This window comes from Rhizobacter sp. SG703 (genome assembly GCF_012275445.1).
Lineage (GTDB): Bacteria > Pseudomonadota > Gammaproteobacteria > Burkholderiales > Burkholderiaceae_C > Rhizobacter.
This window is the reverse complement of the sequence record NZ_JAAZQK010000015.1, coordinates 35,872-55,827: the sequence shown is the minus strand read 5'-3', so window position 1 is coordinate 55,827 and position 19,956 is coordinate 35,872. Positions and strand designations below refer to the sequence as shown.

The window sequence follows — 19,956 nt, the reverse complement described above, 5'->3', positions numbered from 1 at the left end:
GAGCCTGTCGAAGCCCTGGCTCCCTGCGCGCAGGGCCTTCGACAAGCTCAGGGCGAACGGGGTTTGAGCTCATGCTTCTGGTCTGACGGGCTCGTGTTTGATTCACGGCCGCCAGGTCAGCGTCGTCTTCGTGTTGACGTCGGTGGCCGAGCCGACGGTGGACGTCGCATCGACGAACCCCGAGCGGTTGCCAGCGCCGAGGTTCAGCCCGGCGCCGCGGTACTCCACGTCGCCATGCAGGTTCAGGCTGCCCGACGCACCCTGGTTCGGCTCGAAGAAGCCGAGCGGGTAGAACGTGGTGCGCACCTGCGCCGAGCCCGACACCGAGAAGCTGTTGTTGCCCCACGGGCTGCCGGTCACGCCGATCACGCTGAGGCCGCCGACGGTGCCGCCGGTGACCGAGCCGTTCGCGACGATGGCTTGGTCTTCGATGCGTGCATTGCCGCTGGCGCTGCCGCCCGGCAGGATGGTGGCGTAGGGGCCGACGTACACGCTGGCCGCGGTGCTGGTGGGCGCGCAGCCGCCGCCGTTGGCGTGGCGCAGCGTGCCCGACGGGCAGGCATCGCGCTGCCCGTTCTGGAAGCCCTGCGGCCAGGCGTTCGCGAGCTCGACCATGTACGGGTAGCGCCAGATGGTTTCGTAGGCCTGGTCCCACACCACCGTCTTGAACGCCGACGGCGTCGCCGCCACCACCATGAACAGCGGCTCGCCGGCATTCACCTTGAAGGTCAGGTCGGCGTCCAGCCCCTTCTGCAGCGCGCTGTAGCGCGCCGACGTGAACTGCGTGTTGGTGGCCACCAGCCCCCAGCGGAAGTCGGCGTCCGAGCCCGCCTGGTTGATGCCGCGGAACTTCACCGTCACGGTGCTCGCCCCGTTGGTCGGGTACAGCCGCACGACGTTGTAGCCGAAGCGCTGCGGTGCACCGTAGAACGGCGACGCGAAGCGGCGGTTGCTCCCCCAGCTGGTGTCCAGCGCCTCCAGCGGCATCAGCCGGTGCAGCCGCTCGGCCTTGTCGGTCAGCGTGATGTTGCCGTAGGTGCTGCGGAAGGTGTCGGGCGTGGCCTTGTAGTCCCACACCACGTTGTGCATCGCCCACTCGCCGATGAAGTCGTTGAGCTGCGGCAGCGTCCAGCCGCGCGACTTCTGGATGTTGGTCAGCGGATCGGCGCCGCTGGTGGTCCAGATCTGCGTGACCGCGCCAGGACCGTACTTGCCCTTCAGGAACTCCATGAACTGCCAGTTGCAGTAGCGGTCGCGCGTGGAGCCCAGGTACAGGTGCGGCGCGTTCGGCAGCATCTCCGAGCAGTGCGCGTTGCCCTGGTACTCGGGCAGCTGGTGCGGCGTGAAGTTCGCGTGGCTCTCGAACAGCCAGCCGCAGGTGTTCGACTGGTTGCAGGCCAGCCCGCCGTTGTTGCCGGCCCACGACTGCCAGCCGTGCGTGAACTCGTGCGTCAGGCCCCAGTGGTCCTTCAGCGCGGCCGGGGCGATCCACATGCCCAGGTGCAGCCCGCGCTGGTTGTCGACCCACGCGCCGCCGGTCAGACCCCAGTCGGAATGGATGTGGATCGCCGGCTTGATCTTGTCCGCCTTGTCGAAGAACGGCTCGGGCATCACCAGGTTCGTGTTGAACAGGTTCTGCCAGACGGTGTTCTCCAGCGTGTCGGCCGCGAGGGTCAGGTCGGCATCGGAGACCGCTTCGTCGGAATAGAACGCGAAGTGGGCCGACTCCTTGACGAGGCGGAAGTTGGCTTGGTCCGGGTTCGGGCCGCCGGCGCGCCAGGTGCCGGGCGTGACGGCGGGCTTCGGCGTGGCGCCGGGCGCCGCCCAGGTGGTCAGCGTGCTGCCTGGATCGACCACCCCCGGCGCCGGCGCCGGTGCGGGCGCGGGAGCTGGTGCGGGCGTGGGCGCGGGAGCCGGTGCAGGCGTCGGCGCTGGCGCTGGCGCGGGCGTGGGCGCCGGAGCCGGAGCCGGCGCGGGGGCCGCCACCAGCGGGCCGAGGGCGCAGGCCTTCTTCTTGCCGACGATCGGGTCGCCGAAGGTCGCATTGGTGCAGGCGATCGTGCCCGACTTCGCCTTCACGACCCACTTGCCTTGCGCGCCGTACGACACCTGGCGCGGCTTGGAGCCCACCGCGCAGTTGGTGCGCTCGCTGGCGCAGAAGGTGTAGCCGCTCGGCCAGTCGGCCGCGAAGGCCGGTGCGGCCAGCGTGCTGCCCACCACCGTCGCCGCGGCGGCGACGATCGTCATGCGATTCATCTTCTTCATCCTCATCCCCTTGTGTGAATTCGGGTCCACCCGAAAGTGGCGCGATTCTGGGAGACGTCGGCAAGCCAGTGATGACCGCGGCATTCCGGAGATCTGCCCGTCTGTCATCAAACGTAAGGCCCAAAAACAAAAGCCCCCGGCTTGCGCCGGGGGCTCGTTTCGCGGACGAACGTCGGGTTACGGGAAGGTCGTCACCGTCGGCGTGAACGACGCATTGCAGCCGGTCTGCGAGCCGGTGTTGTTGATGACGTGGACGATGCCGCCGTTGCCGCCCAGGCAGACCGAGATCATGTCGTGGAAGCGCACCCCCGACGTGGTCGGCACCTCGATGGCGCGGTCGAGCAGGATGCCGCCATTCGTGAACACGCTGTAGATGCCCAGGCCCCAGGCCTCATGGCTGGTCACGTTGTTCGACACCTTGTACGACGCCCAGCCGCGGCCGGTCGTGCTGTTCCAGGCCGACTGGCTCGGCGGGTCGTACGGGATCTCCGACTGGTAGAAGTACACGCGCCCGCCGTTGCCGTTCCACACCACCTGGTGCTGCTGGAAGTGCTCGACGAACAGGCCGTAGATGGTCACGTCGTTGCCGTTCACCCACAGGCCGTTGGCCGACGGGTTGTCGGTCCAGCTGACGCCGTCGCCATGGTCGGCACGCCACAGCCAGGTGTGGTCGACGATCGTGTTGCTGGCGTTGATGCTCAACGCGATGCCGACCCGGCCGGCCGCCGCGCCGCCGATGCGGAAGAACAGGTCGTGCAGCGCGATCGGGTTGGCCGCATGGCTGGCGCTTGCACCGTTCGGGCCGACCTCCATCAGCACGCCCGATTCGGCACGGCCCGCGTCCAGGAACAGGCCCGAGATCGTGAGGCCGTCCACGTCGGCCGTCTTGATCAGCGGCTGCCCGTTGTCGGACCGCAGCGTGGCAAAGCCCAGACCCAGGATCACCGTGTTGGGGTTGTTCACCTGCAGCGTCTGCGTCAGCACGTAGGTGCCGGGCGTGAACAGGATGTGCTTGCCCGCCGCCAGCTGCGCGTTGAGGGTGGCGGCGCTGTCGCTCGGCTTCGCGATGAAGAAGCTGCTGATCGGTAGCGTGGTGCCCGGCGTGGTGGCGCCGTTGCTCCAGCTGATGCCGGCGCTGTTGGTGCTCAGCGCAGGCAGGCGCACCGCATAGCTGCCGTTGGCATCGATGAACAGGTACGGCTTCTCGCGGATGACCGGCGTCTGCGCGATCTTGGTGTACCGCTGGCCCTGCGTCGGGAAGTTGCCGGCCGGTGCGTTCGGCACGCCGACGAACACCATGTTCCAGTTCGAGCCGCTCCAGCTGCCCCACTGGCTGTTGCGCGAGATCCATTGCTGCTGCGACGCCGAGTTGACGTTGCCGTCGACCAGCACGTCGGAGAACCAGCCGCCGCTCGACCAGCCGTTGTTCTGGTTCAGCTTGATGTTGCCGCGCACGTGCATGCGGCGGAACGGGATCGCCTGCGAGACGGCCCACTGCATCGTGTTGTTGCCGATGCCCTGGCTGGGCGTGACCGAGAAGTTCTCGGCGCCGCGCCAGAAGTTCTGCGTCGCGTTGTCGCCGTCGAGGAAGGCGTTGGAGCGCAGGTCGCCGTTGACGTGCACCTGGTCGGGGTGGCTGCCCAGGCCCAGCACCTGCGTGTAGAAGCCCACCGGGATCCGCAGGTTGTTGTAGGTGCCCGGCGTCAGCAGGATCGCATCGCGGCGCGGGCCGAAGTGGTTCGGCTGCTGCGCGTTGTAGATGTCGTTGATCTGCCCCTGCAGGTTCGGCGTCGACGGGTTGAAGACGTGCACGTTCGGGCCGAAGTCGGGCGTCGTGCCGGTCGGCGGGTTCGTCGGCGGATTGGTCGGCGGCGTGCTGGTGTCCGACAGCACGAACTGCTCCCAGGCCTGCACCGTGGGACGGTCGGCGACCAGGAAGCCGCCGCGGTTCAGGTCGGCGCTGACGTAGAGGCCGGTGGTCGCCGAGCGGATCGCGACCGTGCCGTTGGCCTGCGCCTCGAGCGTGAACTGCTCCCACGCGTTGATGGCCCCGCGGTTCGAGATCAGCCGGTTGGTGTTCGGCGCGCCCAGGCCCATGTCGGCGGACACGATGTTGCCGCTGATGGTGGCCCGGAACGAGACCGTGCCGTTGCCGTTGCGGATGACGTCGAAGTCTTCCCAGGTGCTGGCGACGGGCGCCGTCGCGTTCAGGAACGAGGTCCCTGTCGCGGTGGCGCTGACGAAGTTGTTGTTGGCGACGGCGCGAAGGGTCGCTGCGTCTGCCGTGGCGCCAAAGGCGCCCAGCATCGCGGCCATCGCGACGACCTGTCGGGTACTCCACTGCATGTGCTCTTCTCCTTGAAGGTGTTGTCTGCTTCCGCACGTGCACCGCAGCCCGTGGCGAGGCCGCACGCGTGGCAAGTCATCCCAATCTATGAGCCCGCCGGATCGATGCCTGTGTCCCTTTGCAAGACTCGTACTGCCGTAGGCCTCGAAAAGTGGAACCGATTCCAGTCAGGCGAGCGATTTGATCACTCCTGATGGGCGGGCGCCTGAGGGTAAGTCCGGACTTTCGTGTGTATCAGGGTGTTGTCTCCAACCGACTCGATGGGCGGCCCAAAAGAAAAAGGCCTGCCCCATGAGGGCAGGCCTTTCGACGAACGCGTCGCACACCCATGCGGGTGCGCGACGGCGGCGTGGCTTACTTCGCGGCCGCGGTGGCCTTCATCAGCTCGCCATTCAAGTCGCCGTCCAGCGACCAGCTGAAGATGCCGCCCAGACCCTTGGACTTCAGGTAGTTGATCTTGGTCTGGATGACTTCCGGCGTGTCGTAGCTCCAGAAGTTCGTGCCGTCGAACTTGTAGCTCTGCTTCGTCACCGGGTGCACATACACCGTGCCCGGGGCGCTCTTCAGGACCTTGTAGTCCTCGATGCCCGCCTCGTAGGTGCCGCGTGCCGGCGACGTGGCCTTCTGGTACAGCCCGTTGTTGACGTTCGGCACGCCCGTCCAACCGCGGCCGTAGAACGGAATGCCGAGGTTGATCTTGCCCGCCGGCATGCCGGACTGCAGCAGGATGCCCACCGCTTCGTCGATGTTGTAGTACGACGCGACGGAGCGCACGCCCGGCTTCAACGGATCGTAGTAGTTCGGGCCCGACGCATCCGGATAGAGGTTCGACTGGAAGTCGGTCGGACCTTGCGGCTCGAACCCGCCGTGGAAGTCGTAGCTCATCAGGTTGACCCAGTCCATGTACTGCCCGTACTGGCCCGGTTCGGTGGCGTCGATCTTGTCCTTGCCCGAGCCGAGCGCCGCAGTCAGCAGGTAGTGCTTGCCGTTGATCGCGTCGAGCTGGGTGCGGAACTCCTTCATCAGCAGCGTGAAGTTGTGGCGGTCCGCCGCGCTCACGGTGTTGTACGGCTGCCCGATCACGGCCGGGAATTCCCAGTCGATGTCGATGCCGTCGAACACGCCGGCCAGCACGCCGTCGCCACCCCGGCCGCTGTACGCCGGCAGGTTGCCCTTGATGTAGATGTTCAGGCAGGAACTCACCAGCTGCTTGCGCAGCGCGTCGGTCTGCGACGCGGCGGAGAACCACTTCGACCACGTCCAGCCGCCGAGCGAGATCAGCACCTTCAGGTTCGGGTACTTCGCCTTCAGGCCCTTCAGTTCGTTGAAGGAGCCGGCCAGCTTCGAATCCCACGTGGGTGCGGCACCCACCAGGCGCAGCGGCGTGCGGCCGTAGTCGGCCCAGGCGTCGCCACCGGTGCCGGCGCTCGGATCGTTCGGGTTCGTCGCACCCGGCTCGAGCTTGTCGATGCCTTGCGCGCACTCGTAGCCGCCATTCTTCTGGTAGATGTTCGCGAACGCGTAGTTCACGAAGGTCATCGAGCTGGCCGAGCCCGACGAGATCATGTCGGCGACTTCATAACCGCGGCCGTACACGCCCCACTGCGTGAAGTACGAGCCGACCTGGCGGCCGCCCGGCGCAGGTGCCGGGGCCGGCGCGGGCGCCGGTGCCGGTGCGGGCGCGGGAGCCGGCGACGGTGCGGGGGCTGGCGCGGGCGCCGGTGCGGGCGACGGAGCCGGCGCAGGCGCGGGCGCCGGGGCACTGGCGCAGTTGCCGACGGCCGTCCACGGTTGGCCGCTGCCGGCGGGGCCGCTGCTGGACGCCGGGTTGTTGTTCTGCGTCCAGTAGTTGGCCTTGTAGTTCACGCCGTTGTAGCTGACGGTCGCGCCGCTGGTGTAGGCGGTGCCGGACACCCACGCGAGGTAGCAGGTGCCGCCGGGGTTCGGCGCGGGAGCCGGTGCGGGCGCGGGGCTCGGTGCCGGTGCGGGTGCGGGTGCAGGCGACGGGGCGGGCGCCGGGGCCGGCGCGCTGCCGTTCGTCGGCGACCACAGCGACGGCGTGGTCGCCGGTGTCCAGTTGGTGCCGGCCCACGCGGTGTGCGTGACGAGTGCGACATAGTCGCGCCCGCCATAGCTCACCACCGTGCCGACGGTGTAGGTGACGCCTTCGCGCCAGGCGGGCGCGCTGGACTGCGCCAGCTGCACGTCGCTGCTCCACGCCCCCTGCACGTCGTGGGCCGACGCGGCCTGGACCTGTCCCCACAGGCTGCCGATCGCGACGGCAACCATGCTCATTCCCAGTGTTTTCTTCATCTCTCTGATCTCCGGTTGAGATGCATCACAAAAACCAGGGAGAGAGTGTGCTGGTACTGGATTGGTATTCCTACCTCGGTTTCTCAAAGATACCAATTCAAACCGGTTGCAAAAGCAGGAGTCACTGCGCACATCGCGGGCCGACGGCGCGCCCCCGGGCGTGGTCAGGTTGCGGGCATCGCGGCCGGGTCCATCCAGAGCGCGCCCCACAGGTGTCCGTCGGGATCCGCCAGGTCGCGGCCGTACATCGCGCCATGGTCCTGCACCGGGTTCACGTCGGCCTGGCCGCCGTGTTCGGCTGCGGCCTGGTTCATCCGGTCGACGGCCTCCCGACTGTCCAGCGACAGCGCGAGCATCACCTGGCTGGTGCCGGCCGGCGAGATCGGTCGATCGGTGAAGCTGCGCCACTTGGCCTGGGTGAGCAGCATCGCGTGGATCGTCTCGCTCCACACCAGGTAGGCGGCGGTGTCGTCGCTGAACTGCGGGTTCTGCGCAAATCCCAGCGCCTTGTAGAAGGCGACCGAAGCGCCCAGGTCGGTGACCGGCAGGCTCACGAGGATCATCTTTGTCACGGGGTTCTCCTTGGTGATGTCAAAAAGGGGCGAAGCCTCTGCGCTTCGCAGGCTCCACCCTCACGACGTTCGGCCGCTGTTCTAATCGACAACCCACACGAGGAGGACCCGATGACCGATCCCACCGCCACGCCCGCCGTGGCCTGCGCCCCTGCACCTGTCGCCACCGCTGTCGTGGCACCGACACCGCGTGCGCTGGCCGAATCGATGCCGCTCGTGCAGGCGGGCGCGCGCTGGTTCTGGTGGATCGCCGGGCTGTCGGCGGTGAATGTCGGGATGCAGCATTCGGGCAGCGACACCCATTTCGTCGTCGGCCTGGGCATCACCAACGTCATCGACGCGATGTTCTCCGGGCTGCCGGTCGCCGGCCTGGTGCTCGACGCACTGGTGCTGGCCTTCTTCTTCGCGATGGGCCTGGTGGCACAGCGCGGCAGCCTGCGGGCCTTCTACGTCGGCGGCACCGTGTACGCACTCGACGCGCTGCTGTACCTGGCCGCGGCCGACTGGCTGCCGGTCGGCTTCCACGTGCTGGTGCTCTACTTCGTCGGCAAGGGCGCGTTGGCCTTGCGCGAGGCGCTGCGGGTGCAGCCGCCCGCCCTGCCCGGCGCGGCCGCATGACGGGAAGGCCGATCGACGCCCTGCTCCCTGCGCCCGCGATCCTCACTCGCCGGGCGACGCGGACCGTGCCGGGTCGAGTTGCGCGGCGAGCCCGACGATGATGCCTTCGGGCCCGCGGATGTAGGCGAGCCGGTACGCGTTCCCGTACTGCATCCGGCCGATGAGTTCGGCGCCATGGGCCTGCATCTGCGCCACGACGGCGTCCAGGTCGTCGACGGAAAACATGATGCGCCGAAGACCCAGGGTGTTCACCGGCGCATCCACCGGCCCGAACCTGACGGCGTCCGGCGTGTGGAACTTGTCCAGTTCAATGCCCTGCCCGTCGGGAGTCCGCAGCATCGCGAGGGTGGCGCGGACGTCCCCCAGCCCGATGAGGCTGCCGACGGAAGGCCCTTCGACCGTGGTCTCGCCCTCGAGCTGGAGGCCCAGCGCCAGGAAGAACGCCTTCACCGCTTCGAGATCGTCGACAACGATCAAGACGTTGTCCATCCGCCTGACTGTCATGGCCTTCGGTCCTTCCCTCAATGGTCCGGTGGGCATTCAAGGTCACTTGCGGGCTTCGCGCAAGCCCTGTCCACGCCATCCAGAAGGTGATGCCCCCGCCGGGCAGCCCGGCTGCCCGCGGGAGCGAGCGATCCGCCCTCGACATTGACCGATCAGTCAAATATCGCTTAGAATCGGCCATGCCCCGCGAACGCCACTTCTCCGAACCCGAAGTCCTGGATCGCCTGACCGACGTCTTCAGCACGCACGGCTACACCGGCACCAGCCTGGCGCTGCTGCAGGAAGCCACCGGCCTGGGCAAGCAGAGCCTCTACAACACTTTCGGCGACAAGCAGGCCATGTACCTGCAGGCCATCGACTGCGCAGTGCAGCGCGGCGCGCATGTCGCCGCGGCGATGCAGGCCGCGAAGGACGGGCGCGCGGCGCTCGCGCTCCAGTTCGATGCCATGGTGCAGAGCTGCGCCAGCGACGACCCGGCGCAGAAGGCCTGCATCGTGACCGGCGGCCTGCTCGAAGGCCTGGACGAAGCACCGTTGACCTGGGCATTGACGAGCCGCTGGCAAGCGACCCACGAACTGCTGCGCTCGACGGTGGAGCGCGGGCAGCGCGACGGCTCGATCCGCAGCACGGCATCGTCGGCCGAGCTGGCCGAAGTGCTGATCGCGCTGGTCAGCGGCCTGCGCGTCGCCGCGCGCGCCGGACGCAGCCGCGCCCAGATGGAGCGCCTCGTCGCGCTCACGTTCGGGGTCCTCGACATGGCGTGAGCCCCCGCCCCATCCCCTGCGGCCGCAGAAGCGGCCTTTCTTTCCATCATTATTGACCAATTGGTCTATTTGGAGAACATCATGAGCAGATCCCTCGAAGGAAAAATCGCCCTGGTCACCGGGGCCTCGCGCGGCATCGGCGCCGCCATCGCACGACGGCTGGCCGCCGACGGTGCCGAGCTGGTGCTGCACTACGGCAGCGGCCGGGCTGAAGCCGAGGCGCTGGCCGCATCGTTGCGCGACGCCGGTCAAACCGCGCACCTGCTGCAGGCCGACTTGGCCTCGGTCGACGGCGGCCGGCAACTGGTCGAGCGCCTCGCGGCGCTGCAACTGCCGCGCATCGACATCCTGGTCAACAACGCCGGCGTCGCGCTGTTCGCAGGGCTGGCCGAAACGCGCGCGGAGGCGTTCGAGACGCTCGTCGGCGTGAACATGCGCAGCCTGTTCTTCGTCACGCAGGGCGTGGTGCCGCTGATGCCCGACGGCGGACGCATCGTCAACATCGGCACCGCGGCGACGCGCATCGCCTTCCCGGGCATCACCGCCTACTCGGCCAGCAAGGGCTTCGTCGATGCGCTGACCCTTCAACTGGCGGCCGAGCTGGCGCCGCGGGGCATCACCGTCAACGTGGTCGCCCCCGGTGCCATCGACACCCGCATGAGCGCCTGGATCCACGGCCCGGGCGGCAAGGAAACGCTGGCGCAGGTGCAGGCCCTGCCCGGCATCGGCCAGCCGGCGCACATCGCCGGCGTGGTGGCCTTCCTCGCCGGGCCGGACGGCGCATGGACCACCGGGCAGGTCGTCGACGCCAGCGGCGGCACCAAGCTGTAGGCCCGGCAGCGGCCCCTAGAACCAGTAGTCGGCGACACACTTGCCGTCGCGCGGCAGGTCGTCGAAGGAGTCGAGACCGTCGAAGTGATCGATCGGGATCCGCGCCACGGTCTCGGGCTCGGCCAGGCGCAGGTTGACGGCGATGCGGCGGCGGCCTTGCGGATCGGTCTGCAAGCCGCGCCAGAAGGCGATGCAGCCGCAGGACGGGCAGAAGTGGAACTCCAGCGCCCTCCCTCGCGCATAGGACTGGGTGGTGCCGGACACCGTGATGCCCTCGCCTTCGAAGTCGTACGCCCAGAGCACGCCGTAGCGACGGCAGGCGGTGCAGTTGCAGGCGGTCGCGCCGTCGGGCTGGCCTTCGAAGCGCCATCGGACTGCGCGGCAGAGACAGGAACCTTCAAGCATGGTGGTGTGGCCTCGGTGAATGAAGAAAGCGGGCGGCCGCCGGTGCGAGCCGAGCCGATCGGGCTATGCTGCCCCGCAGCTTCCACCACCTGCGGCATCCATGCAATTCCTGCCCCTTCGACTCCGTCCCGGCGCTGACCTTCGCGCTGAGCTGGAAGCGGCGCTGCACCAGGCCGGCACGGATTCCGCCTTCGTCGTTTGCGGCATCGGCAGCCTGATCGATGCCAGGCTCCGCTACGCCGGAAAGCCGGCGGAAGCCACGATCGCCGGCCCGCTGGAGATCGTGTCGCTGTCAGGCAGCCTGACGCGTTCGGGCGTGCACCTGCACATGTCGGTCTCGGATGCGTCGGGCCGCGTCTGCGGCGGCCACGTGGGCCAGGGCAACGTGGTCCGGACCACCGCGGAGATCCTGCTGGCGCTGCTGCCGCGGGGCACCTTGGCCCGCGAGCACGATGCGGCGACGGGGTTCAGTGAACTGACGGTGCGCCGGTCGACCGAGCGGTGATGGCGGCCGAAACCCAAACTTGAGCGATGCATCCGTACTCAAGCGAGCTCCGCGGCGGCCGATAGCACGGCATGGCGCCGTGCGATTCGGGCCACCCCGATGGAGCCGTCAATGAAGAGCTTTCTCAATCTCAAGATCGGCGTGCGCCTCGCGGTGGCCTTCGCCTTCGTGCTCGTGCTGCTCGCGGCCGTCGTCGGCGCCGGCCTGCAACGGCTGACCGACCTGCGCGACCAGCTGAACCTGGTCGTGGACAACCGCTACCCGAAGGTGCTGCTCGCGGTCGACATCAAGAACGATGTCAATGCCATCGTGCGCAACGTGCGCGCGATGCTGATCGACAAGGACCCGCAGAGCCTGCGCAAGACCGCCGCCGACATTGCCGCGGCACAGGCGCGTATCGCCGAGTCCGTCGACAAGCTCGATCGCACATTGCAGGCACCCGACACGCGGCGCGTCCTCGCCGACTTGAAGGAATATCGAACGGCCTTCGTCGCCGATCAACAGGCGTTCAAGGATCTGCTGGCCGCAGGCGACCACGACGCCGCCGTCGATCTGGCGCTCGGCAAGATGCGCAAGGACCAGCACGGCTACCAATCGGCGATCGATACGCTGCTTGCCGAGCTGGGCAACCAGTTCAAGGCGGCCGGCGAAGAAGGCAACCGGGCGTATCGCATGGGCCAGATGGTGATGCTGGCGCTCGGCGCCACGGCCATCGGTCTCGCCATGCTGATGGCCTGGATCGTCACGCGCTCGATCACGCGTCCGATCGGCCGTGCAGTGCAAGTGGCCCAGAGGGTCGCTTCCGGTGACCTGAGCTCCGACATCCACGTCGACACGACGGACGAGACCGGCCAGTTGCTGCAGGCGCTGAAGGCGATGAATGCCAGCCTGCTGCGCATCGTCGCCGAGGTGCGGCAGAGCAGCGACGGCATCGCGACCGGATCGGGCCAGATCGCGATGGGCAACCAGGACCTGAGCCAGCGCACCGAAGAACAGGCGTCGAACCTGCAGCAGACGGCGGCCTCGATGGAACAGCTGACCGGCACCGTCCGCAACAACGCCGACACCGCCCGCACCGCCAGCGAGGTGGCCGACGCGGCACGCCGCGTGGCCGCCGAGGGTGGCGAGGCGGTCGAGCGGGTCGTGCACACGATGGCCGAGATCGCCGAAGCCAGCCGCAAGATCGCCGACATCACCGGCGCGATCGACGGCATTGCGTTCCAGACCAACATCCTCGCGCTCAATGCCGCGGTGGAGGCGGCGCGGGCCGGCGAACAGGGCCGCGGCTTCGCAGTGGTGGCCGGCGAAGTGCGCACGCTCGCACAGCGCAGCGCGCAGGCGGCCCGCGAGATCAAGGCACTGATCGGTGACAGCTCGGGCAAGGTCGCGACCGGCGGCCAGTTGGTCGGCGACGCCGGCCGCACGATGACCGAGATCGTCGCGCAGGTGCGCCGCGTCAACGACATGCTGTCGGAGATCAGCAGCGCCACCGAGGAGCAGACTATCGGCATCGGCCAGGTCAACGACGCGGTGTTGCAGCTCGACCAGGTGACGCAGCAGAACGCGGCGCTGGTCGAGGAATCGGCCGCCGCCGCGGAGAGCCTGAAGCAGCAGGCCGCGCGGCTGGTCAGTGCGGTGTCGGTGTTCCGCCTGGACACCACCGAACGCGCGCTGCCGGCCTGACGCTCTCCGTCGGCTGTGCGATCTGCTGTCCGACGCAGCGGACGACCCTAGCGCTGCCGGATCGCCGCCAGCGCGTCGAGCATGTGCCGCGTCGCCGGCTCCGGCCTGCCGGCCCGGTGCGCGAGGCCCAGCGGGCGCCACAGGCGCGGCGTGAGCGGCGCGATCGCAATGCGCTCGTCCACCGCGGCCGCGCCCTCCTCGCGCGGCAACAGCGCGGCGCCATAGCCGGCCGCCACCAGGCTCTTGATCGCGTCGTTGTAGTTCAGCTCGATGCGCGCCTGCGGCTGCTCGCCCGCGGCGGCGAACCAGTCCATCGTCATGCGGTGCAGGCGGGTGGTGGCGTCGTTGAGGATCAGCGGGCGCGCCGCGAGCCAGATCGGCGTGATCGCGCGCGGCAGCGTCCAGGTGCGCGGCACGAAGGCCATCACCGGGTCGCGGCGCCACGGCACGATCTGCAGCCCGGGGACGGCCGCCTGCGGCAACGCCACCAGGCCGATGTCGAGCGTGCCGCCCTGCAGGCGCGACAAGGCCTCCTGCGACGTCAGCACCGCGACCTGCACGTCGATGCCGGGGTGGTCCCGGCCCATCGTCTCCAGCGCCTGCGGCAGCAGCCAGGCCAGCGCGCCGGTGGAGGCGCCCAGCCGCACGCGGCCGGCGCGGCCTTCGACCTGGTGGGCCACCTCGTCGAGCGCCGCGTCCACATCGACCAGCAGGCGGCGCGCGCGCTCGACCAGCCCCTCGCCGATGCCGGTGGCCACCACGCGCTGGCGCTGGCGCAGCAGCAGCGGCGCGCCGAGGCGCGACTCGAGTTCGGCCACATGCAGGCTGACGGTCGGCGCGGCCAGGTGCAGCGCGCGCGCCGCGGCGGCAAACGAGCCGAGCTCGGCGATGGTCACCAGCGTGCGCAGCTGGTCGAGCTTCAGCTCTCTCATGGTCCTTCAGGTTTTCTGAACTTCTGCTTCATGACATTCAACTTTACCAATCTTTAGCTCCGCCGCATGCTCCGCTCCTCACTCCAGGAGCACCCCATGCGCGCGAGCGTTTTCATCGACGGCGACCAAGGCACCACCGGCCTGCAGATCCTGGCGCGGCTGTCCGGGCGACGCGACATCGCGCTCGTCACGCTGCCGCACGCGCTGCGCAAGGACCCCGCCGCACGCGCAGCCGCCATCAACGACTGCGACGTCGCCGTGCTGTGCCTGCCCGACGACGCGGCGCGCCAGGCGGTGGCCAGCATCCGCAACCCACGCGTGCGGGTGATCGATGCGTCGTCGGCGCACCGCACCGACGCGGCCTGGGCCTACGGCTTTCCCGAGATGTCGCCGCCACAGGCCGGCCGCATCGCCGACGCGCGGTTCGTCAGCAACCCGGGCTGCTACCCGACCGGTGCCGTAGCGCTGCTGCGCCCGCTGGTCGAGGCCGGCGTGCTGCGCGCCGACGCGCCGCTGAGCATCCACGCCGTCTCCGGCTACTCGGGGCGCGGGCGCGCGGGCATCGACGCCCACGAAGGCCCGGGCGCCGCCGCCGCGCTGCCGTTCCAGACCTACGGCCTGGCGTTGCAGCACAAGCACCTGCCGGAGATCCGGCAGCATGCGGGCTTGCACGGCCGGCCGTTCTTCGTGCCGTCGTACGGCGCGTTCCGGCAGGGCATCGCGCTGACCATCCCGCTGCACGCGTCGATGCTGCAGCGGCCGCTCACGGCGCAGGCGGTGCGCGAGCTGCTGGCGCAGCGCTACCGCGATCACCGCCATGTGCAGGTGCTGGACGCCGAGCGCACGCAGGCGATGACCGGTCTGGACCCGCAAGCGCTCAACGGCAGCAACGACCTGCAGCTGGCGGTGTTCGGCAACGATGCCGAAGGCCAGCTGCTGCTCACCGCCGTGTTCGACAACCTCGGCAAGGGCGCTTCGGGCGCCGCGGTGCAGAACCTGTCGCTGATGCTGGGGCTGGACGAGACGCCGACGATCGACGCCGATGACCTTCTGGAGCAAGCCGCATGACCCACCTGATGGACATCACCGCCCGGCCCGCGCCGTCGTTCGTGCGCGGCGACGGCAGCTGGCTGTGGGACGACCGCGGCCGGCGCCACCTCGACTTCGTGCAGGGCTGGGCCGTCAACACGCTCGGCCATGCGCCGGCCTGCATCCGCGACGCGCTGGCGCGGCAGTCGGCGTTGCTGCTGACGCCGAGCCCCGCCTTCCACAACCAGCCCGCGAATGCGCTGGCCGACCTGCTGTGCGAGCACAGCGACTTCGACCAGGTGTTCTTCACGAACGGTGGTGCCGAGGCCAATGAGGGCGCGATCAAGCTGGCGCGCAAGTGGGGGCAACTGCACAAGGGCGGCGCCCACGAGATCATCACCTTCCGCGATGCCTTCCACGGCCGCACGCTGGCCACGATGTCGGCGTCGGGCAAGCCGGGCTGGGACCGCCTCTTCGCGCCGCAGGTGCCGGGCTTCCCGAAGGCGGTGCTCAACGACCTGGCGTCGGTGCAGGCGCTGGTCGGCACCGACACCGTGGCCATCCTGCTCGAGCCGGTGCAGGGCGAAAGCGGCGTCAACGCGGCCACGCCGGCCTTCCTGCAGGGCCTGCGCGCGCTGTGCGACCAACACGGGTTGCTGCTGATCTTCGACGAGGTGCAGACCGGCATCGGCCGCCTCGGCACGCTGTTCGGCTACCAGCACTTCGGCGTCGTGCCGGACATCGCCACGCTGGCCAAGGGCCTGGGCGGCGGCGTGCCGATCGGTGCACTGCTGGCCCGGCAACACGCCTGCGTGTTCGTCCATGGCGACCAGGGCGGCACCTTCAATGGCAACCCGCTGACCTGCGCGGTCGGCCTCGCGGTGCTGCAGGCGGTGCTGGCCGACGGCTTCCTGGCCGGCGTGCGCGCCAGCGGCGAGCACCTGGGCGCGCGGCTGCAGGCGCTGTCGGCGCAGCACGGGCTGGGCGAGGCCCGCGGCATCGGGCTGCTGCGCGCGCTGGACCTCGGCCGGCCCGTCGCCGCGGCCGTCGTCGCCCACGCGCGCGAGCAGCTGATGCTGGGCGGCACTGCCGCCAACACCGGGCTGCTGCTCAACGCGCCACGGCCGTCGGTGCTGCGCTTCATGCCGTCGCTCACCGTGACGCCGGCCGAGGTGGACCTGATGGTCGACGGGCTGGCGGCGAGCCTCGAAGCCGTCGACCCGACGCTCTCGCCAGAGGTCCGGCCCGCATCGACGACAACGCCCGGCTGAGCCCCGGGCGGGTGCCTCGCCCGCTCACCGCAGCGTGGCGATGCCGGCGAGGATCAGGTCGATGCCGACGAGGAACTGCTCGCGGTCGTCGTGCCCGGGCAGCTGAGCGGCCACCCGGTGCATGAACGGGTACTCGGCCGGATCCAGCGCGGCCCAGCGCTCGGCGACGCTGCCGAGGAACGCCGCCCGGTCGGTGCCGGGCGTGTGCGCGCGGGCGTTCGCGGCGTTCTGGCCGGCGACACCGAGGATGTAGTTCACCAGCACCGCGCCGGCGTCGAACTGCGCCCGCTCGGGCACGCCGAGCGCCTGCAGCTGGCCGCCGACGCCTTCGCAGATCTGCACCATCGCGGACTGCCACGGCTCGCGCGAAAGCTGGGTGCCGACCCACGGATGCGCGTCGATCGCATCGAACAGCCCGACGGCCAGCGCGCGGATCGCCTGCCGAGGGTCGGCGTGGTCGACCACGCCGGCCAGCGCACGGGCGATCACGTCGCCGGTGATCGCCGCGAGCAGTTCGCCCTTGTTCGCGACATGCCAGTAGATCGCGCCACTGCCGGTGGCCAGTCGCGCCGCGAGCGCGCGGAAGGTCAGCGCGTTCTCGCCGTCGCGGTCGAGGATCTCGATCGCGGCGTCGACGATCCGCTCCTTCGACAGTGCATCGGTGCGCCGTTCGGCACGGGGTGTCCTGGTGGCCATGGGCGCCATCTTGACATGATTGGAACAATGTTCCAACATGCGCGAATGGAACGACGTTCCAATTGATTCTCAAAGGAAAAAGCGATGACGACCTCCGTCACGATCATCGGTGCCGGCCTCGGCGGCCTCACCCTCGCACGCGTGCTGCACGTCCACGGCATCCATGCCACGGTCTGCGAAGCAGAGCCCTCGGCCGAGGCGCGCACGCAGGGCGGCCAGCTCGACATCCACGCGCACGACGGCCAGCGCGCGCTCGAAGCGGCCGGCCTGATGGCCGAGTTCCGCGCGATCATCCACCCGGGCGGCGAGGCAGCGCGCGTGCTCGACCCGCAGGGCGCGGTGCTGCTCGACGCCCCCGACGACGGCAGCGGCCAGCGCCCCGAGGTGCTGCGCGGCGACCTGCGCCGCATCCTGCTCGACTCGTTGCCCGCCGGCACGGTCCGGTGGGGCAGGAAACTCGCCGCCGTCTCGCCGCTCGGCGATGGCCGGCACCAGCTGCGCTTCGACGACGGCGCGACCGTGGTCACCGACCTGCTGGTCGGCGCCGACGGCGCCTGGTCGAAGGTGCGCCCGCTGCTGTCGGACGCCCGGCCCGAGTACGTCGGCGTGACCTTCGTCGAGACCTGGCTGCAGGACGCCGACACCCGGCACCCCGCCGCCGCCCGCGCGGTCGGTGGCGGCGCGATGTATGCGCTCGTTCCGGGCCGGGGGATCATCGCGCACCGCGAGGCGGGCGGCGTGCTGCACACCTACGCCGCGCTGCAGTGCAGCGCCGATTGGATCGCCGGCATCGACTTCGGCGACGCCGCCACCGCGACCGCCCGCATCGCGGCCGAGTTCGATGGCTGGGCGCCCGAACTCACCGCGTTGATCACCGGCGGCGAGACCGCGCCGGTGCCGCGCCGGATCCACGCGCTGCCGGACGGGCACCGCTGGCCGCGCGTGCCCGGCGTGACGCTGCTCGGCGACGCCGGGCACCTGATGGCGCCGTCCGGCGACGGCGCGAACCTGGCGATGTTCGACGGCGCCGAGCTCGGCCTGGCGATCGCCGCGCACCCCGGCCGCATCGAGGCCGCCCTCGCCGCGTACGAAGCCGCGCTGTTCCCGCGCAGCGCCTCGGCGGCCGCCGAGGCGCGCATCACGCTCGACCTGTGCCTCGGCGAGCGCGCCCCCGCCGGCCTGGTCGAGCTCCTCAGCGCAGTCGCGCCCACTCCTCGTCGGTGAAGAGGCGCGAGCGGGTCAGGAAGCGCACGCCCTCCGGCCCCTCGACCGAGAACATGCCGCCGCGCCCGGGCACCACGTCGATGATCAGCTGCGTGTGCTGCCAGTACTCGAACTGCGGCCCGCTGATGTAGAAGGGCATGCCGCCGATGTGCCCCAGCAGGCGGTCGTAGTCACCGACGATGAACTCCCCTTGCGGGTAGCACATCGGCGCGCTGCCATCGCAGCAACCGCCCGACTGGTGGAACATCAGCGGGCCGTGCTTGACCCGCAGCCGCTCGATCAGCGCGAGCGCCGCCTCGGTGGCGGTCACGCGCAAGACCTCGTGCTGCATCCCGGTGTCCATCTCGGGCTTCCCGCTCAGAAGAAGCCGAGCTTGTGCTCGCTGTAGTTCACCAGCAGGTTCTTGGTCTGCTGGTAGTGGTCGAGCATCATCTTGTGGTTCTCGCGACCGATGCCCGATTGCTTGTAGCCGCCGAAGGCCGCATGCGCCGGGTAATGGTGGTAGCAGTTGGTCCACACCCGCCCGGCCTGGATGCCGCGTCCCATGCGGAAGGCGGTGTTCATGTCGCGGCTCCAGACGCCGGCGCCCAGCCCGTACAGCGTGTCGTTGGCAATCGACAGCGCCTCTTCCTCGTCCTTGAAGCGCGTGACCGACACCACCGGCCCGAAGATTTCCTCCTGGAAGATGCGCATCTTGTTGTGGCCTTCGAAGATGGTCGGCTTCACGTAGTAGCCGCCTTCCAGCGGACCGGGCAGCATGTTGCGCTCGCCGCCGATCAGCACCTTGGCGCCTTCCTGCCGGCCGATGTCGAGGTACGAGAGGATCTTCTCCAGCTGCTCGCTCGACGCCTGCGCGCCGATCATCGTCGACGGGTCGAGCGGGCTGCCCTGCTTGATCGCGGCCACGCGCTTCACCGCGCGCTCCATGAAGCGGTCGTAGATCGAGTCCTGCACCAGCGCGCGCGACGGGCAGGTGCAGACCTCGCCCTGGTTCAGCGCGAACATCGCGAAGCCTTCGAGCGCCTTGTCGAAGAAGGCATCGTCCTTCTCCATCACGTCGGCGAAGAACACGTTGGGCGACTTGCCGCCCAGCTCCAGCGTCACCGGGATCAGGTTCTGGCTCGCGTACTGCGAGATCAGCCGGCCGGTGGTGGTCTCGCCGGTGAACGCGATCTTGCCGATGCGGTTGCTCGACGCGAGCGGCTTGCCCGCCTCCAGCCCGAAGCCGTTGACGACGTTCAGCACGCCGGCCGGCAGCAGGTCGGCCACCGTCTCCAGCAGCACCAGCATCGAGACCGGCGTCTGCTCGGCCGGCTTCAGCACCACGCAGTTGCCGGCCGCCAGCGCGGGCGCCAGCTTCCACACTGCCATCAGGATCGGGAAGTTCCACGGGATGATCTGGCCGACCACGCCGATCGGCTCGTGGAAGTGGTACGCCACCGTGTCGTTGTCGATCTGGCTGATGCCGCCTTCCTGCGCGCGGATCGCCGACGCGAAATAGCGGAAGTGATCGATCGCGAGCGGCAGGTCGGCCGCGGTGGTCTCGCGGATCGGTTTGCCGTTGTCCCAGGTCTCGGCCGCGGCCAGCATCGGCAGGTTGGCCTCCATGCGGTCGGCGATCTTGTTCAGCAGGTTGGCGCGCTCCGTCGTCGAGGTCTTGCCCCAGGCCGCCTTGGCCTTGTGCGCGGCGTCCAGCGCGCGCTCGATGTCTTCGGCGGTCGAGCGCGGGATCTCGCAGAACGCCTGGCCGGTCACCGGCGTGATGTTCTCGAAGTACTGCCGGCCGGACGGTGCCGTCCACTCGCCGCCGATGTAGTTGCCGTAGCGCTTCTTGAAGGCCACCGGGGTGCCGAATTTGCCAGGGTCGAGCTTGTCCATCTTGCGTCTCCGATCTTGGGGGGTCGGCACCGCCCACTGCAGTGCCGCAGCGCATGGCTTGCAACGCACGTACCCGATCGGCTCGGTGCTTACCCGAACCCGCCGCCGCACCGGGGGTG

18 protein-coding genes are annotated in these 19,956 nt (G+C 69.4%); 8 read left to right on the top strand and 10 right to left on the bottom strand.

Annotated elements, in window-relative coordinates:
• Positions 1-102 precede the first annotated feature (102 nt).
• The 4 genes from FHT26_RS26480 to FHT26_RS26465 form a co-directional block, all read right to left on the bottom strand.
• Positions 103-2,265 carry a DUF6055 domain-containing protein gene (locus tag FHT26_RS26480; RefSeq protein ID WP_210427620.1) on the bottom strand — a complete coding sequence of 721 codons (2,163 nt, stop codon included), beginning with the start codon at positions 2,263-2,265 and terminating at the stop codon, positions 103-105.
• A 177-nt stretch (positions 2,266-2,442) separates the two neighbouring features.
• Positions 2,443-4,611 carry a pectate lyase-like domain-containing protein gene (locus FHT26_RS26475; RefSeq protein ID WP_168563086.1) on the bottom strand — a complete coding sequence of 723 codons (2,169 nt, stop codon included), beginning with the start codon at positions 4,609-4,611 and terminating at the stop codon, positions 2,443-2,445.
• Between the two features lie 355 nt (positions 4,612-4,966).
• Positions 4,967-6,907: a glycosyl hydrolase family 18 protein gene (locus FHT26_RS26470; protein WP_246868117.1), complete on the bottom strand. Its 1,941-nt coding sequence runs from the start codon at positions 6,905-6,907 to the stop codon at positions 4,967-4,969.
• Between the two features lie 182 nt (positions 6,908-7,089).
• Positions 7,090-7,488, bottom strand: a complete 399-nt coding sequence (locus FHT26_RS26465) for a VOC family protein (RefSeq protein ID WP_210427616.1) — start codon at positions 7,486-7,488, stop codon at positions 7,090-7,092.
• Between the two features lie 120 nt (positions 7,489-7,608).
• Between FHT26_RS26465 and FHT26_RS26460 the strand changes: the two genes are divergently transcribed.
• On the top strand, positions 7,609-8,115 hold the full coding sequence (locus FHT26_RS26460) for a hypothetical protein (protein WP_168563084.1): 507 nt from the start codon (positions 7,609-7,611) through the stop codon (positions 8,113-8,115).
• 42 nt (positions 8,116-8,157) lie between these two features.
• On the opposite strand, the gene FHT26_RS26455 is transcribed toward FHT26_RS26460, so the two are convergent.
• Positions 8,158-8,619 (bottom strand): VOC family protein, encoded by a 462-nt coding sequence (locus tag FHT26_RS26455; protein WP_168563083.1) that lies wholly within the window; start codon positions 8,617-8,619, stop codon positions 8,158-8,160.
• Positions 8,620-8,798: 179 nt separating this feature from the next.
• Here FHT26_RS26455 and FHT26_RS26450 point away from each other — a divergent pair, with 179 nt between their 5' ends.
• Complete coding sequence (locus tag FHT26_RS26450; protein WP_168563082.1) at positions 8,799-9,383, top strand: TetR/AcrR family transcriptional regulator; 585 nt, start codon at positions 8,799-8,801, stop codon at positions 9,381-9,383.
• Between the two features lie 81 nt (positions 9,384-9,464).
• Entirely contained in the window at positions 9,465-10,214 is a 750-nt protein-coding gene (locus tag FHT26_RS26445; RefSeq protein ID WP_168563081.1) for an SDR family NAD(P)-dependent oxidoreductase, read from the top strand.
• 15 nt (positions 10,215-10,229) lie between these two features.
• Here the strand turns inward: FHT26_RS26445 and FHT26_RS26440 are convergent, their stop codons facing one another.
• Positions 10,230-10,619, bottom strand: coding sequence for a GFA family protein (locus FHT26_RS26440; protein ID WP_168563080.1), 390 nt, complete (start codon positions 10,617-10,619; stop codon positions 10,230-10,232).
• A gap of 100 nt (positions 10,620-10,719) precedes the next feature.
• On the opposite strand from FHT26_RS26440, the gene FHT26_RS26435 reads away from it, so the two are divergent.
• Positions 10,720-11,124 (top strand): PPC domain-containing DNA-binding protein, encoded by a 405-nt coding sequence (locus tag FHT26_RS26435; protein ID WP_168563079.1) that lies wholly within the window; start codon positions 10,720-10,722, stop codon positions 11,122-11,124.
• A gap of 111 nt (positions 11,125-11,235) precedes the next feature.
• A complete protein-coding gene (locus FHT26_RS30430; protein ID WP_210427610.1) occupies positions 11,236-12,807 on the top strand; it encodes a methyl-accepting chemotaxis protein in 1,572 nt (523 codons plus the stop codon).
• Between the two features lie 47 nt (positions 12,808-12,854).
• Here FHT26_RS30430 and FHT26_RS26425 read toward each other — a convergent pair whose 3' ends face one another.
• The gene (locus FHT26_RS26425) at positions 12,855-13,739 is read right to left on the bottom strand and encodes a LysR family transcriptional regulator (RefSeq protein WP_168563078.1); all 885 of its coding nucleotides are present in this window, start codon (positions 13,737-13,739) and stop codon (positions 12,855-12,857) included.
• Positions 13,740-13,835: 96 nt separating this feature from the next.
• On the opposite strand from FHT26_RS26425, the gene argC reads away from it, so the two are divergent.
• Both argC and FHT26_RS26415 read left to right on the top strand, forming a co-directional pair.
• Complete coding sequence (argC, locus tag FHT26_RS26420; RefSeq protein ID WP_168563077.1) at positions 13,836-14,807, top strand: N-acetyl-gamma-glutamyl-phosphate reductase; 972 nt, start codon at positions 13,836-13,838, stop codon at positions 14,805-14,807.
• Positions 14,804-16,039, top strand: coding sequence for an acetylornithine transaminase (locus FHT26_RS26415; protein ID WP_168563076.1), 1,236 nt, complete (start codon positions 14,804-14,806; stop codon positions 16,037-16,039). The genes argC and FHT26_RS26415 overlap by 4 nt, the downstream gene beginning before the upstream one ends.
• 24 nt (positions 16,040-16,063) lie before the next feature.
• On the opposite strand, the gene FHT26_RS26410 is transcribed toward FHT26_RS26415, so the two are convergent.
• A complete protein-coding gene (locus FHT26_RS26410) occupies positions 16,064-16,735 on the bottom strand; it encodes a TetR/AcrR family transcriptional regulator (RefSeq protein ID WP_210427609.1) in 672 nt (223 codons plus the stop codon).
• 84 nt (positions 16,736-16,819) lie between these two features.
• On the opposite strand from FHT26_RS26410, the gene FHT26_RS26405 reads away from it, so the two are divergent.
• Positions 16,820-17,959, top strand: a complete 1,140-nt coding sequence (locus FHT26_RS26405; protein ID WP_168563074.1) for an FAD-dependent oxidoreductase — start codon at positions 16,820-16,822, stop codon at positions 17,957-17,959.
• Here the strand turns inward: FHT26_RS26405 and FHT26_RS26400 are convergent.
• Both FHT26_RS26400 and adh read right to left on the bottom strand, forming a co-directional pair.
• Positions 17,928-18,302, bottom strand: coding sequence for a DUF779 domain-containing protein (locus FHT26_RS26400; protein WP_246868116.1), 375 nt, complete (start codon positions 18,300-18,302; stop codon positions 17,928-17,930). The two genes, FHT26_RS26405 and FHT26_RS26400, sit on opposite strands and share 32 nt — an antisense overlap.
• Before the next feature lie 14 nt (positions 18,303-18,316).
• On the bottom strand, positions 18,317-19,837 hold the full coding sequence (gene adh / locus FHT26_RS26395; protein WP_168563073.1) for an aldehyde dehydrogenase: 1,521 nt from the start codon (positions 19,835-19,837) through the stop codon (positions 18,317-18,319).
• Positions 19,838-19,956: the final 119 nt, after the last annotated feature.

What these genes read in the sequence shown, in the direction of transcription:
- FHT26_RS26480 (WP_210427620.1), bottom strand. Translation starts at nt 2,265, where the DNA reads ATGAAGAAGATGAATCGCATGACGATCGTCGCCGCCGCGGCGACGGTG.
- FHT26_RS26475 (WP_168563086.1), bottom strand. Translation starts at nt 4,611, where the DNA reads ATGCAGTGGAGTACCCGACAGGTCGTCGCGATGGCCGCGATGCTGGGC.
- FHT26_RS26470 (WP_246868117.1), bottom strand. Translation starts at nt 6,907, where the DNA reads ATGAGCATGGTTGCCGTCGCGATCGGCAGCCTGTGGGGACAGGTCCAG.
- FHT26_RS26465 (WP_210427616.1), bottom strand. Translation starts at nt 7,488, where the DNA reads ATGATCCTCGTGAGCCTGCCGGTCACCGACCTGGGCGCTTCGGTCGCC.
- FHT26_RS26460 (WP_168563084.1), top strand. Translation starts at nt 7,609, where the DNA reads ATGACCGATCCCACCGCCACGCCCGCCGTGGCCTGCGCCCCTGCACCT.
- FHT26_RS26455 (WP_168563083.1), bottom strand. Translation starts at nt 8,619, where the DNA reads ATGACAGTCAGGCGGATGGACAACGTCTTGATCGTTGTCGACGATCTC.
- FHT26_RS26450 (WP_168563082.1), top strand. Translation starts at nt 8,799, where the DNA reads ATGCCCCGCGAACGCCACTTCTCCGAACCCGAAGTCCTGGATCGCCTG.
- FHT26_RS26445 (WP_168563081.1), top strand. Translation starts at nt 9,465, where the DNA reads ATGAGCAGATCCCTCGAAGGAAAAATCGCCCTGGTCACCGGGGCCTCG.
- FHT26_RS26440 (WP_168563080.1), bottom strand. Translation starts at nt 10,619, where the DNA reads ATGCTTGAAGGTTCCTGTCTCTGCCGCGCAGTCCGATGGCGCTTCGAA.
- FHT26_RS26435 (WP_168563079.1), top strand. Translation starts at nt 10,720, where the DNA reads ATGCAATTCCTGCCCCTTCGACTCCGTCCCGGCGCTGACCTTCGCGCT.
- FHT26_RS30430 (WP_210427610.1), top strand. Translation starts at nt 11,236, where the DNA reads ATGAAGAGCTTTCTCAATCTCAAGATCGGCGTGCGCCTCGCGGTGGCC.
- FHT26_RS26425 (WP_168563078.1), bottom strand. Translation starts at nt 13,739, where the DNA reads ATGAGAGAGCTGAAGCTCGACCAGCTGCGCACGCTGGTGACCATCGCC.
- argC (WP_168563077.1), top strand. Translation starts at nt 13,836, where the DNA reads ATGCGCGCGAGCGTTTTCATCGACGGCGACCAAGGCACCACCGGCCTG.
- FHT26_RS26415 (WP_168563076.1), top strand. Translation starts at nt 14,804, where the DNA reads ATGACCCACCTGATGGACATCACCGCCCGGCCCGCGCCGTCGTTCGTG.
- FHT26_RS26410 (WP_210427609.1), bottom strand. Translation starts at nt 16,735, where the DNA reads ATGGCCACCAGGACACCCCGTGCCGAACGGCGCACCGATGCACTGTCG.
- FHT26_RS26405 (WP_168563074.1), top strand. Translation starts at nt 16,820, where the DNA reads ATGACGACCTCCGTCACGATCATCGGTGCCGGCCTCGGCGGCCTCACC.
- FHT26_RS26400 (WP_246868116.1), bottom strand. Translation starts at nt 18,302, where the DNA reads ATGGACACCGGGATGCAGCACGAGGTCTTGCGCGTGACCGCCACCGAG.
- adh (WP_168563073.1), bottom strand. Translation starts at nt 19,837, where the DNA reads ATGGACAAGCTCGACCCTGGCAAATTCGGCACCCCGGTGGCCTTCAAG.